Source organism: Sphingosinicella sp. CPCC 101087, from assembly GCF_004151485.1.
In the GTDB taxonomy this organism is placed as follows: Bacteria; Pseudomonadota; Alphaproteobacteria; order Sphingomonadales; family Sphingomonadaceae; genus Allosphingosinicella.
This window is the reverse complement of the sequence record NZ_SBFF01000002.1, coordinates 130,619-143,119: the sequence shown is the minus strand read 5'-3', so window position 1 is coordinate 143,119 and position 12,501 is coordinate 130,619. Positions and strand designations below refer to the sequence as shown.

General features: G+C 67.8%; 12 protein-coding genes. 6 read left to right on the top strand and 6 right to left on the bottom strand.

The features are described 5' to 3' along the window. Positions 1-45: 45 nt before the first annotated feature. On the top strand, positions 46-1,224 hold the full coding sequence (gene hemW / locus EKM57_RS03915; protein ID WP_129791443.1) for a radical SAM family heme chaperone HemW: 1,179 nt from the start codon (positions 46-48) through the stop codon (positions 1,222-1,224). Between the two features lie 491 nt (positions 1,225-1,715). Here the strand turns inward: hemW and EKM57_RS03910 are convergent, their stop codons facing one another. Continuing rightward, entirely contained in the window at positions 1,716-2,870 is a 1,155-nt protein-coding gene (locus EKM57_RS03910) for a penicillin-binding protein activator (protein ID WP_129791171.1), read from the bottom strand. Between the two features lie 64 nt (positions 2,871-2,934). Here EKM57_RS03910 and rsmI point away from each other — a divergent pair, with 64 nt between their 5' ends. From rsmI to EKM57_RS03885, 5 genes are all read left to right on the top strand, one after another. Beyond that, complete coding sequence (gene rsmI, locus EKM57_RS03905) at positions 2,935-3,777, top strand: 16S rRNA (cytidine(1402)-2'-O)-methyltransferase (RefSeq protein WP_129791442.1); 843 nt, start codon at positions 2,935-2,937, stop codon at positions 3,775-3,777. Beyond that, the gene (locus EKM57_RS03900; RefSeq protein ID WP_129791170.1) at positions 3,774-4,163 is read left to right on the top strand and encodes a hypothetical protein; all 390 of its coding nucleotides are present in this window, start codon (positions 3,774-3,776) and stop codon (positions 4,161-4,163) included. Before rsmI ends, EKM57_RS03900 begins: the two co-directional genes overlap by 4 nt. Continuing rightward, on the top strand, positions 4,160-4,516 hold the full coding sequence (locus EKM57_RS03895; protein ID WP_243450876.1) for a YraN family protein: 357 nt from the start codon (positions 4,160-4,162) through the stop codon (positions 4,514-4,516). The genes EKM57_RS03900 and EKM57_RS03895 overlap by 4 nt, the downstream gene beginning before the upstream one ends. Before the next feature lie 72 nt (positions 4,517-4,588). After that, positions 4,589-5,539, top strand: coding sequence for a glutathione synthase (gene gshB, locus EKM57_RS03890; protein ID WP_129791168.1), 951 nt, complete (start codon positions 4,589-4,591; stop codon positions 5,537-5,539). Positions 5,540-5,555: 16 nt separating this feature from the next. Beyond that, a complete protein-coding gene (locus EKM57_RS03885) occupies positions 5,556-6,179 on the top strand; it encodes a DedA family protein (RefSeq protein WP_129791167.1) in 624 nt (207 codons plus the stop codon). A gap of 2 nt (positions 6,180-6,181) precedes the next feature. On the opposite strand, the gene EKM57_RS03880 is transcribed toward EKM57_RS03885, so the two are convergent. The 5 genes from EKM57_RS03880 to EKM57_RS03860 all read right to left on the bottom strand — a co-directional run bounded on the left by EKM57_RS03880 (position 6,182) and on the right by EKM57_RS03860 (position 12,487). Beyond that, complete coding sequence (locus EKM57_RS03880) at positions 6,182-7,120, bottom strand: tyrosine recombinase XerC (RefSeq protein ID WP_243450875.1); 939 nt, start codon at positions 7,118-7,120, stop codon at positions 6,182-6,184. Further along, a complete protein-coding gene (locus EKM57_RS03875) occupies positions 7,105-7,665 on the bottom strand; it encodes a DUF484 family protein (protein ID WP_129791166.1) in 561 nt (186 codons plus the stop codon). The genes EKM57_RS03880 and EKM57_RS03875 overlap by 16 nt, the downstream gene beginning before the upstream one ends. A 95-nt stretch (positions 7,666-7,760) precedes the next feature. Continuing rightward, positions 7,761-8,510, bottom strand: a complete 750-nt coding sequence (locus tag EKM57_RS03870) for a FadR/GntR family transcriptional regulator (protein WP_129791165.1) — start codon at positions 8,508-8,510, stop codon at positions 7,761-7,763. 100 nt (positions 8,511-8,610) lie between these two features. Next, positions 8,611-11,541 (bottom strand): TonB-dependent receptor, encoded by a 2,931-nt coding sequence (locus EKM57_RS03865; RefSeq protein ID WP_243450874.1) that lies wholly within the window; start codon positions 11,539-11,541, stop codon positions 8,611-8,613. 193 nt (positions 11,542-11,734) lie between these two features. Further along, entirely contained in the window at positions 11,735-12,487 is a 753-nt protein-coding gene (locus EKM57_RS03860; RefSeq protein ID WP_129791164.1) for an SDR family NAD(P)-dependent oxidoreductase, read from the bottom strand. Between the last annotated feature and the right edge of the window lie 14 nt (positions 12,488-12,501).

Sequence of the window (12,501 nt, the reverse complement as noted above, 5' to 3'; positions counted from 1 at the left end):
AGCGCGTTGAGGGTCCGGCCCACGATGAACATGATGCCTGCCTCGATGGTCTCGCCCGGCGATCGCTCTCGTCTGCCCGTGCACCCTGGGGCAGAGGATGATCTCGCCCTCTACATCCATTGGCCCTTCTGCGTATCCAAATGCCCCTATTGCGATTTCAACAGCCATGTACGGGCGGAAATCGACCAGGGCGAATGGCGCGAGGCCCTGCTCGCCGACCTCGCTCATGAGGCGGATTTGCTCCCCGGCCGCCGGCTTAGCTCGATCTTCTTCGGCGGCGGCACGCCCTCGCTGATGGATCCCGCGACGGTCGCGGCCCTGATCGACGCCGCCGCCGGCCACTGGACGCCCGCGCCCGATGTCGAGATCACGCTCGAGGCCAACCCCTCCTCCGTCGAGGCGGCCCGCTTCGCCGATCTCGCCGCCGCTGGGGTCAATCGCGTGTCGCTCGGCCTGCAATCGCTCGACGACCGGCGCCTGCGCTTTCTCGGCCGCGCCCATGACGCCGCGGAAGGGCTGGGCGCGCTCGACACCGCGCTCGCCGCCTTCGAACGGGTCAGCTTCGACCTGATCTACGCCTTGCCCGATCAGGGCGCCGCCGAATGGGAAGCGGAGCTCACCCGGGCGCTCGCCTTCGGCACCGGCCACCTTTCGCTCTACCAGCTCACCATCGAGCCCGGCACACGCTTCGCCGCCCTCGCCGCCAAGGGCGAGCTCGCCCCCGCAGATCCCGATGAAAGCGCCGCTCTTTACGAGCTCACCGCCGGGCTCACCGCGGCGGCGGGACTTCCCGCCTACGAGATCTCCAACCACGCGCGACCCGGCCAGGAGAGCCGCCACAATCTCGCTTACTGGCGCTACCGCGACTATGCCGGCATCGGTCCGGGCGCCCACGGCCGCCGCGCCGGCCGCGCCACGCAGCGCCACCGCAAGCCGGAAAACTGGCTCGCTGCCCTGCTACGCAACGGCCACGGCCTTGCCGAGGAACGCGACATCGCGCCCGCCGACCGCGGCGTCGAAGCCCTCCTCATGGGCCTGCGCCTCGCCGAAGGTGTCGACCTCGCCCGCATCGCCCGCCTGGCCGGCCGCGACCCGGTCGACCGCGCGGCGATCGAGCGCCTGATCCACCAGGGCCTGCTGCATCATCAGGACGAGCAGCTGCGCGCCACGCCGACCGGAATGCTGCTCCTTGACGCTATCCTTGCAGAGATCGTCAGGGTCTAGCCACAACGTCGTCCCAGCGGAGACTGGGGCCTAAGCCGGTTGGGCGCCAGCGCAGCGTGTGATTACGCCAAACTTGATCCGACTCAGCCCGAAGAATTCGGACGATATGTCAGAGCTGGCGGCCGGCTCCGATGAGCCACCGCGCAACCTTAGCAAGCTTCTGCGTGACGCTAGTCGCCAACAGCCGAGTGCCTGTCCCCAGTCTCGACGGATCTACACCCGTTTCCTCGGCCATCAGCACGGCGAACGAGGCCCATACGCATCGTGGGTCCTGCCGGTGCGGTGGCAAGGCTGCCAGGAGCGAGGCGAAGACGTCCCCTGCCGTTACCCATCTCGAAGCTTCGGCATAGTCCAGCTTTACCCCGAAAAGGCCGCCACACGCTCGATCGCCGAAATCTCGTCTCCATCACCGCCCAGGTCGAGGCTCTCCAGCATTGCCGGTTCAGCCGCGCCATTCCGCGGACAACTGGCCGAAGAGGCGGATCGTCCGTTCAGTTGAAGCTCCGCGGCGCGGGCGACACGACGTTCGTCCCGGTCGCCGTCACCTCGCGCACCTCCAGCGCGCGTTCGGCAATGCCGTCGCGGCCGAAGCGGAAGGCGCCGTCGACTCCGGCGAAACCGGTGCGCTCGGTCAGCGCCCGGGCGGGAAAACGGGCTCCGATCGGCCAGTCGGCAGCAATCCGTACGGTGAGCAGGACCGCGTCGTAGCCGAGGCTCGACAGCCTGAATGGATCGGTGCGGTAGCGCGCCCGGTAGCGCGTCCGGAACGCGCCGTAATTGGCGTCCGTCGGCGCCGCGAACCAGGCGCCGCGTAGGCCGGGCGTGGCGCCGAGATTCCGCTCCGACGCCCACAATTCCGTTCCCATGATTCGCGGCTGCGGCGAGGTCTGGCGGACGATGGGCACCGCCTGCAGCGAGAGCTGCGGAGAATCGGCGATCAGCACCGCCTCGAACCGGCCTTGGCCGTTCAGCCGGGTGGCGGCGGCGCGCAAATTGCCGGCGGTGCGGTCGTAGCTCTGCATTCCGCCGAGCTGGCCGCCAGCCGCTTCGATCGCCGATGTCAGAGCCTGCCCGACACGCTGGCCGTAATCGCCGGTCGGCACCAAGGCGCCGAAGCGCTGGACCCCGCGCGAGCGAGCGAAGGTGACGACCCGGTCGATCGAGCGGCCCGGATCGAAACCCATCACATAGACGCCGTCGCCCGCCACGGTCACGTCGTTGGAGAAAGCGACGACCGGAACCTCGGCGCGCCGCGCGATCGGCCCCACCGCCCGCACGTCCTGAGCGAGCAGCGGGCCGAGGATCAGCCCGCTGCCGTCGGCCAGCGCCTCGTTGGCGGCCGCGGCGGCGCCGCCGCTCGTGTCGTAGGCGGTGATCCGGATACGCTGCCCGCCCGTGTCGAACAGAGCGAGATTGGCTGCATTGAGCAGTGACTGCCCGAGCGCGGCGTTGGTGCCGGTCAGGGGGACCAGCACCGCGACGCGGTTGCGGGTCTCGTCGGGCGGCAGTCGCGAGGGCGGCGCTTCCGGCTCGGGCGGCCGCTCCGGCTCGGGTGGCGGACGCTCGGGACGGCCGCGCGGAATACAGCCGGCGACCGCGACGGAGAGCAACGCCAGCCCCGCCAGCCTGAGCAACGTGCGGCCCATTCCAGGACCATGCTCAGGACATGGTTGCGGGCGATGCGGAAGCGATGCCATGACGTTGCACTCCATGAACGAGACACTCGATCCCGGCCTCTATATCGTCGCGACCCCGATCGGCAATCTCTCCGACCTCGGCCCGCGCGCGGCGTCCGTGCTGGCCAATGCCGACCTGATCGCCGCCGAGGACAGCCGGGTCACCGCCCGCTTGCTCCGCCACATCGGCGTCAAGCGGCCGATGACGCCCTATCACGACCATGTCGCCGACCGTGTCCGCCCCGGCCTGATCGAGCAGATGCGCACTCGATCCGTGGCCCTGGTCTCGGATGCCGGCACGCCCCTCATCTCCGATCCCGGCTACAAGTTGGTGCGCGACGCCCACGCGGCCGGGATAAAGGTCACCACCATACCGGGGCCGAGCGCGGCGGTCGCGGCCTTGACCCTTGCCGGCCTCCCCACCGATCGCTTCGCCTTCTTCGGATTCTTGCCCTCCAAGGCGAGCGCGCGCGCCGCGGCAATCGCGGAGGCCGCCGGCTTCCCCGGCACGCTCGTCTTCTACGAGAGCGGACCGCGCCTCGGCGCCGCGCTGGCCGCGCTCGGCGACGGCCTCGGCAACCGCGAAGCGGCGGTCGTGCGGGAGATCAGCAAGATGTTCGAGGAGACGGTGACCGGCACGCTGGCCGAGCTCGCGGCGCGCTATGCGGACGCGCCGCCCAAGGGCGAGATCGTCATCGTCGTCGGTCCCCCGTCCGCGCCCGAAACGGCAGGCGAAGCGGAGCTGGACGCCGCGCTGGGCGAGGCGCTTTCCCGCCTTTCGCCGTCGCGCGCCGCGGCGGACGTCGCGGCGCGGCTGGGCCTCCCGAAGCGGCTGGTCTATGAGCGGGCGCAACGGCTGAAGGGGGGCCAAGCATGAGACGATTCGTCGCCTTGCCGCTCGTTGCAGCGCTCGCCGCCTGCGCCACCGTCGAACAGCGCGACGCCTCCGAACCGCGCCTGGTCGGGACCTGGCTCCTGATGGAGCCCGACGTGGAATTCCCCCTCGCCTGCGCCTCGGACGTTCCCGTCCGCTACGACGCCGACGGCCGCTATCATCTGTTCGAGGAGAGCGGCACCTGGCGCCTCGACGGCGACCGCCTGACCGAGACGGCGACCGAAATCCTCGAAAGCGGCGATCCGGAAACGGCCGAGCTCGGCCGCCCCTTCGTCTCGCGAATCGAATGGCTCGGCGCGGACGCCTTCCGCAAGTTCCCGCAAGGCGCCGAGGCCGCGAACTTCCGCCGCTGCCCGCCGTCCCGGTGAGGTCGGGCCGGCGCAAGGCCGAGCTAGCCGGCCGCCGCGCCGAATGGCTGGCGGCCTGGTGGCTGCGCCTCAAGGGCTGGCGGATCCTCGCAGTGCGCGCGCGCACCAGCGTCGGCGAGGTCGACCTCGTGGCCCGGCGCGGCCGCACCCTCGCCTTTGTCGAGGTGAAGGCCCGCTCGGGCGAGGCCGCGGCCGGCCTGGCGCTCGACGACTGGCGCCTCAGGCGAGTCGCCCGCGCTGCCGAGGCGCTGGCGCCGCGCTACGCAAGGGCCGGCGACGCCATCAGGATCGACGCCCTCTTCATCGTCCCGCGCCGACTTCCCCGGCATGTCGAGAATGTCTGGCGCGGGTGACAGCGGCGCCTCCGCTCCCTAGAGCGGTCGCCAGCACCCAACCCGCTCATCCTGACTGAGAAGGCTCGGCCAATGCCCCTGCGCGTCGCTGTCCAGATGGACCCGCTGGACCGGATCAACATCGAAGGCGATTCGACCTTCGCGATCATGCTCGGCGCTCAGGCGCGCGGTCACAGCCTCTACCATTATGCCGCCGAGGATCTGAGCTGGGACGGCCGGCTGTGGGCCCGCGCGCATCCGGTGACCGTGCAGCGCGTCCACGGCGACCATTTCCGCTTCGGCGAGCCGGTGACGCTCGACCTGGGCCGTGACGTCGACGTCGTGCTGATGCGCCAGGATCCGCCCTTCGACCTCGGCTACATCACCGCCACGCATCTGCTCGAGCGCATCCGCAGCGAGACCCTGGTGGTCAACGATCCGGCAAGCGTTCGCAATGCCCCGGAGAAGGTGTGGGTGCTCGATTATGCCCGCTTCATGCCGCCGACCCTGGTCACCCGCTCGCTGGCCATGGCCCGGGACTTCCTTGCCATGCACGAGGAGATCGTCGTCAAGCCGCTGCACGGCAATGGCGGCAAGGCGGTGTTCAAGATCGGCCGCAACGGCGAGAATCTCTCCTCGCTGATCGAAGTGTTCAACACCACCTATCGCGAGCCCCATGTCGTGCAGGCCTTCCTCCCCGAGATCGCCGAGGGCGACAAGAGGATCGTCTTCGTCGACGGCGAGGTGGCCGGCGCGGTCAACCGGATTCCGGGCGAAGGCGAGATACGCTCGAACCTCGCGGTCGGCGGCAAGGCGGCGAAGACCGCCCTCACTGCCCGGGAGGAGGAGATTTGCGAGGCGCTCGGCCCGGAGCTGAAGGCGCGCGGGCTCCTTTTCGTCGGGATCGACGTTATCGGCGGACAATGGCTGACCGAAATCAACGTCACCTCGCCGACCGGAATCGTCGCGATCGACCGCTTCAACGGCACCGACACGCCGGCGATGATCTGGGAGGCGATCGATCGCCGTCTCGCGGGCCGCTGATCACAGCAGGTACCGCATGAGCGACTGGGTCATCCGCCTGATCGACGGAACCGGCTATCTCGGCATCTACCTGCTGATGCTGCTGGAAACCGTCTTTCCGCCCATCCCGTCCGAGGTGATCATGCCGGTGGCCGGCGTGCGCTCCGCCGGAGGGCCGATGAGCCTGCCGGGCGTGATCGCCAGCGGCACGGCCGGGGCAATGACGGGCAATTTCCTCTGGTATTTGGTGGCCCGCTGGGTCGGCCTCAAGCGATTCTGCCCGTTCATCGAGCGCCACGGCCGCTGGCTCACAATGGACTGGTACGACGTCGAGAAGGTCGAGCGCCTGTTCGGGCGGTTCGGATCGGTCGTCGTGGGGATCGGCCGAATGATCCCGACGATCCGTTCGGTCGTGTCGATCCCGGCGGGCCTCGTTCACATGCGGCTCGTCAGCTTCCTGTTCTGGTCGACGCTCGGGACGGCCGGGTGGAGCGGCCTCCTCGCCGCCGCCGGCTATGTGCTCGGCAGCCAGTTCGATCAGGTCGACAAGGTTCTCGGCCCGATTTCCTCGGGCATCGTCGCTGCGATCATCCTCTTCTACGTCTGGCGCCAGCTCACCTGGCGCCGGCGGCACAGGCCGGAGGCGCAGGCCGACTCCTGAGCTCAGGCCCGCGGATGGGCGTGGCGATAGACGTCCATCAAATGCGCCGCGTCGACCGCCGTGTAGATCTGGGTCGACGACAGGCTGGCATGGCCGAGCAGCTCCTGCAGGGTCCTGAGGTCAGCCCCCCGGCCGAGGAGATGGGTGGCGAAGCTGTGCCGCAGCGCGTGCGGCGTCGTCCGCTCGGACAGGCCCAGGGAGCGGCGCGCTTTGCGCACGGCCCGCCGGACGATTTCGCCGCGCAGCGGTCCGCCGCGCGCGCCCCGGAATAGAGGCTGGTCCTTTCCCGGCGCCCAGGGGCAGAGTGCGAGATAGCGCTCGATCGCCTCTCGGACCGGCACCAGCAGCGGCACGATCCGGGTCTTGGCGCGCTTGCCCGTGACGCTGATCGCTTCGCCCAGGGGCAAGGCTGCCCCGGTCAGCCCGAGCGCCTCGGCGACGCGAAGCCCCGATCCGTAGAGCAGGAGCAGCACCGCTTCGTCGCGCGCGGCGATCCACGGAAGGGCGGCATCCTCCCCCACTTCCCCGGCGAGCGCCACCGCCTCGTCAGGCGAGATGGGCCGCGGCACGCTGCGCGCCTTCTTCGGGCCGCGGATTCTGGGCAGGGCCGCCTCCCGCCCCGCCTCGGCGGCGACGAAGGCGAGGAAGCTCCGCACCGCGGAAAGCTCGCGCGCCGCCGAAGCGTTGCCGAGCCCCGCGGCGCGGCGCGAACCCAGGAAGGCGCGCAGGTCGGCCGGCTGCAGCGTGCACAAAGCTTCACCGTTCACGGCCTGGCCGAGATGGGAACCCAGGAAGGCGATCAGCCGGTGGGCGGTCGCCGTATAGGCCCGCACCGTATGGGCCGATCGCCGCCGCTCGCGGGTGAGATGGTCGTGCCAGCGCAACGCGATCCGGCTCGCCGGATGGCACAGGTCCGGATCGGTGGTCAGGGAATCAGCCACCGGCCCATGCAACGCGTCAGCACCCGCCCGAGGAAGATCAGCAATTCGGAGCCGTGGCGCGTGTCGAAATGCTGGGCGCCGCGCTGGCCCAGCGCGAGTACCCCATTGGGCAAGGGCGGCTCGCTGGCGAGGCAGATCAGCGCCTCGGCCCGGATCAGCTCGCAGGCGGGTCCGAACAGGGGATGGCCGCGCTCGACCCCGCGCAGCAGCACGCCGTCCAGGTCCCCGAGCGAGCGCTCGATCAGGCGCGGATTGACGAACTGCAGGCCGGAGGCATCGGCGCGAACGCCGGTGTCGCCGGCCCAAAGCGCCACCGCCACCGCGTCCAGACCCAAAATTTGCGGCCATTCCTGGGTGACGATGTGGATGAGATGGTCGAGACCCTCGGCCTCGATGGCGGCAAGCACCGCTTCGTGAATTGAGGCGACCGCGCCCGAATGGCCGCGGGCGAAGGCGATGAGGTCCTGATTGGCCTCCTCCGCCGCCGCGACCCGGGCGCGCAGCGTCGCCAACGCCCGGTCCTCGAAGCTGATCACCCGTCCCATGCCGGGGAAGTTAACCCGGATATGGTTAAGAAGCGATGGCCTAGTTCTCCCCTTCGCGACGGAGGCAAAAGCCGCAGTCGGGAAGTCGGAAGGTGTCAGCGCAGGTTCGCGCTGATCAGGAAACGCGCGCGGCTCTCGGCAGACTTGCGGCGCAGTTCCTCGATCTCCCGCTCTTCGGTGGCGTCGAGCATGGTTTCGAGGAGCCGGTTGAAATGTCTGCGCATCGCCAGCCGTGCGGCGGCAGGATCGCGCGCCCGCAGCGCACGCACGATGTCCGCATGCTCCTGCATCCGGGTGCTTCCGTCGTGATGACAGATGGATTCGTGCATGGCCCGTACCTGGGGGAGTTCGTTCCTCAGGCGCCAGAGCGTCTTGATGACATAGGTGATCGCCTGGTTCCCCGACGCCGAGGCGATGGTCATGTGAAACTCGCGGTCCGCTTCGTTGGCGCGTTCGTCATTGTCGGGATCGTCGCCCGACATGATCTCGAGCAGTTCGTCGAGGCGGTCGAGCAGCCCCTCGCTGATGATCGGCGCGGCCAGCGCCGCCGCTTCGGACTCGAACAGGGAACGGGCCTCGGTCAATTCGAAGGCGCTGACGTTCGGCAGCGAATCTTCCGTCGGCGCCGGACCTTCCGTCACATAGACCCCCGAACCGGTCCGGATCGTCACCTCGCCCATCGCCTGAAGCGCGATCTCGGCCTCACGGATCGTCACTCGGCTCACGCCGAACCGGGCGGCCAGCTCGCGCTCCCCCGGGAGGCGCGAGCCGCGCGGAAAGGTCCCCTCACGGATCAGCGCCATGATCTGCTCGGCAATTTCCTGGAACAACCGGCGATCAGCCATCCGTCCTACCTGCTCCCCACTGTGCCGCAAATCCATACCCGATCATGATCCCCGTGCAAGGCGACGGACGTTCCGGGCGGGCTGGCGCCGGTTCCGTGACTCAGATTCTCAGTCGGACACCGAGGAAGTAGCGCGGACCGTAATAATGATATTGTCGCACGCTGCCGCGCACAGGCATGTCGGTGATCTTCGGCTCGTCGAAGAGGTTCACTGCTTCGAACCGAAGCGACACGTTCTGAGTCAGATCGACGGACGCGCGCAGGTCGACCGTATCGTTGCCGCGGACATAGCGGAGCTGTGAGTTTCCGCCGACGAATTCCTGATAATAATTGGAACGATAGTTGTACACCGCCTGGAACGAGAACGGGCCACGCTCATAATAAGCCTGCGCCGAGAGGACATGGCGGGAAAAGCCGCTGACGTTGGCAGGCGCGAGGAACCCTTCGCTTATCTCTCCCGTCTCCGGATCGAAGACGTCGCCATAGCGTATGTCTTCGTTCTGGAAGTTGGAGTCCGCATAATTGTAGCTCAACCGAACGCCCAGGCTGTCCAGCGGCGCCGGCAGCCAGGAAAAGCGGTTCGACACGGAGAGCTCGAACCCCCAGATCCGGCTGCGTTCGTCGCTGTTCATCGTCTGCGCGACCGGGACGGTGATCGTCTCTCCGTCGATGACGAACTGCTCGTCGATCAGGACCGGTATGAATCCTCCGGTGAACGACTTGTAGTAGACCGCGCCGGCCAGGATCGAATCCGGGTTGGGATACCATTCGAGCGAAGCGTCCGCATTCCAGGACATGAGCGGCTTGAGCCTCGGGCTGCCGTTCGCGGTGATCTGCGAAATGGCATCCTCGATCGAGGAGAATTCTCCGCCGTCCTCGAGATCGATGCTGCGGCCGGCGCCCAGCGCGCTCGGGTTCGGGCGGGACATGGCACGATAGCCGGCCAGGCGCAGCAGGACGTTCGGCTGAAGCTCGAATATGGCGTTGAGGCTCGGAAGGATCCGGGTGCTCTCGCTCTCGATCGTCACCGTCTCGAACGCGCCGGTTTCCTCCAGGCTGATCGATCCGTCGGGATTGTTGACGATCTCGAGCCCGCTGCGCAGGCCCCGCGAGGTCACTCGGGTGTTCACGACGCGAACGCCGAAATTGCCGCGGATCGGCGTGCTGCCGATCTGCGACTCGTACGTGCCCATGACGTAGCCGGCGATGGTGCGCTCCTCGACGTCGCGATTGGCGACCGACCGCACGTCCTCGTTGCGGCCGGGGTCCTCGGTGCCGAGATAGCCTTCGAACAGGCAGATCGGATCGAACGTCGCCCAACTGTTGATGCTGTTGCCCGGCGCTTCGGTGAGGAACGAGCTCTGCTGGAATTCGCGCCGGCAGGCGAGGTTCACCTCGCGGTCGACCGCCCGGTCGCCCTGGGTGATTTCGACCCGGTCGTCGAAATCGTCATAGGTCAGGCGCGAAATGCGCGCGCCGATGTCGATCTGGCTGAGAAAGCCGCCGTCCAGGTCGTAGATCGCGTCGATCCGTCCGGCGATGATCTCGTTGTTGCGATCGGCCTGGTCGCGGCGAATCCGGGCATCGTCGCTGAACAGGTCGTGATTGGTGATGTCGAACCTGGGGTCGATCGTGATCGTCGGCGCGAACCCTTCGCCGATATCGTAGACATAGGGTACCCGCTGGTTGTTCAGCGGCGTGGGATTGCCGTAAATGTCCAGCGGGTCCGAACGCAGCCGCGTCGAGCGCTCGATCTCAGAGCGCCGGGTGCGCGAATAGGACAGGTCGGCGACCAGCGTGAGCCGGTCAGAAGCCTCCCATGAAATATCGAAGCCGCCGCCGAGATATTCCTCGGCCCGCGTAAGCAGGGTCGAAACCGCTTCGATCGACGTCAGACCCTCGACATGGCTCAGCACGCCATTTTCGTCGAAGACCGGGTTGGTGAGCCCGTAGCGCATCTCCGAAAGGTTGAGGTCGTTGCGCTGCTCCGAATAGGTCCGGTCGGAATATTGGAGGTCGATGTTGATATCGAGCCGGTCGCTGGGCTGCCACTGGACGGCGCCGAAGAAGGCGTCGCGCCGGTCGTTCTCCGTGATCTGGCGCCAGGCGATCGAGTTCGGAACCAGGAAATAAGGCGCTCCGGCCGCGCCCTGCTCGCGCGTGATCGCCTCGCAATTGTCGTCGGCGACGACGATCGTGGCGTCGCAGGCGGTCCAGGTGGAGCTGCCGGCGACGGTCTCTTCGGGATTGTTGGTGTCGTTGCGCTGAAATCCCAGCGAAATGCCGATCTCGCCCAGCCCGCCGACACTGAACTGGTCGACGTAGCTGACCGTCCCCCGCCAGCCGAGGCCGTTCTCCCCGACGATCCGGTCTTGATACGGGCTGTAGTTGAACTTGATTTCGCCCTGGATCCGACGGCGGTCGAAATCGAGCGGGCGCAGCGTCTCCAGCTCGATGGTTCCGGCAACGCCGCCTTCCACCAGATTGGCCTGCTGGGTCTTGTAGATCGTGATTCCGTTGATGAGTTCGGAGGGGAACTGGTTGAAGTTGACCGACCGGTCGCCACTGCCGTTCGTCGCCTCCCGGCCGTTGAAGGTGGCGTTGCTCAGGAACGGACCGAGGCCGCGGATCGCGATCTCGGTCGCGCCGCCTTTCTCGCGGTGGGTGGTCGCGCCGGTGATCGTCTGGATCGCCTCTCCCACAGACAGCGCCGGCAGGTCGCCGATCTCGTCGGACGAGAGGGCGTCGACGATTGCCGTTTCCTCGCGCTTCCTGGCGATCGAGGTCTGGATGGTCTGGCGGATACCCGTGACGACGATTTCCCCCTCGTCGGGACCTGCCGCCTGATCGCTGGCAGGCGTTTCGAGCGTTCCGGTGCCCGGCTCGGCCTGGGCTTGACGCGTCTCTTCAGCCATCTGGGCCGATGCCGGCGAGGCGATCAGCGCGAGCGGCAAGGCCGCGGTCGCGAGCAGCGCGCCGCGGAGATGCAGGCCGGAAAAAGGAATGCGGGCGCAAGTCTGCCTGACGCGCATGTGTAACTCCCCTCCTGGATTATCGTTGTCATACCAGTTGCTGACCAGATTCATCGAAACTGTCAAGTATCTGGTCATGCCAAATGTCTATACCTGTTGGTTCAGGTCTGACTGCGTTTTCTCGGCCGTCACGGCATCCTGCCGTCTCATGCGGTAGCCGAGCGTCGGCGGCAGCGGCCGCGAGGCGCCTCGCTCAGGAGAAGAAGAGCCCCCCGTTCACGTCCAGGTTCACGCCGGTGAGGAAGGAAGCCTCTTCCGACGCCAGATAAGCGACCGCGGCCGCGACCTCTGCGGCCATGCCTTCCCTGCGCAGCGGCGTGTTCCCGGCGGTCGCCTTGCGGCCCTCGGGCTTCGAGAAGGTGTCGTGGAAGCTCGTGCCGATCAGTCCGGGACAGACCGCATTGACGCGAATGCCCTGCGGGCCGAGCTCCTTCGCCCAGGCGCGCGTCAACGTCATCAGGGCGCCTTTCGCGGTCGCGTAGACGGATGCGCCGGGGCCGCCGCCGTCACGGCCGGCGAGCGAAGAGAAGTTGACGATCGCGCTGCCGGCGCGAAGCGACGGCCTGAACGCCTTGGTGACGAGGAAGGCGGACTTGAGATTCAGGGTCATGACGGCGTCGAAGAAGGACTCGTCCATCTCGTCCAGGGTCTTGCGCGCGATCATGCCGCCGGCGCAGTTCACCAATATGTCGATGGAGGGCCCGAAGGCCCGATGCGCCGCATCGGCGAGTTCCTGGACCTCGGACGCCCGAGTGACGTCCGCCCGGTGCAAGACGGCCGTGCCTCCGACGGCCTCGATCTCCGCCCGGGTGGCCTGCGCGGCGGTCTCGTCATTGGCATAGTTGATGACGACATGCGCCCCCTCGGCCGCCAGGCGCAGGGAAACCGCGCGGCCGATATCCCGGCCGCCGCCGGTGACGACAGCCACCTTGTTTTCAAGCTTCATCTATTGGTCCTTCG

Coding starts and splice junctions, on each gene's coding strand:
- EKM57_RS03885 (WP_129791167.1), top strand. CDS start 5,556: ATGAGCGACTGGGTCATCCGCCTGATCGACGGAACCGGCTATCTCGGC.
- EKM57_RS03910 (WP_129791171.1), bottom strand. CDS start 2,870: ATGGGCCGCACGTTGCTCAGGCTGGCGGGGCTGGCGTTGCTCTCCGTC.
- EKM57_RS03875 (WP_129791166.1), bottom strand. CDS start 7,665: ATGGGACGGGTGATCAGCTTCGAGGACCGGGCGTTGGCGACGCTGCGC.
- EKM57_RS03900 (WP_129791170.1), top strand. CDS start 3,774: ATGAGACGATTCGTCGCCTTGCCGCTCGTTGCAGCGCTCGCCGCCTGC.
- EKM57_RS03870 (WP_129791165.1), bottom strand. CDS start 8,510: ATGGCTGATCGCCGGTTGTTCCAGGAAATTGCCGAGCAGATCATGGCG.
- gshB (WP_129791168.1), top strand. CDS start 4,589: ATGCCCCTGCGCGTCGCTGTCCAGATGGACCCGCTGGACCGGATCAAC.
- hemW (WP_129791443.1), top strand. CDS start 46: ATGGTCTCGCCCGGCGATCGCTCTCGTCTGCCCGTGCACCCTGGGGCA.
- EKM57_RS03865 (WP_243450874.1), bottom strand. CDS start 11,541: ATGCGCGTCAGGCAGACTTGCGCCCGCATTCCTTTTTCCGGCCTGCAT.
- rsmI (WP_129791442.1), top strand. CDS start 2,935: ATGAACGAGACACTCGATCCCGGCCTCTATATCGTCGCGACCCCGATC.
- EKM57_RS03860 (WP_129791164.1), bottom strand. CDS start 12,487: ATGAAGCTTGAAAACAAGGTGGCTGTCGTCACCGGCGGCGGCCGGGAT.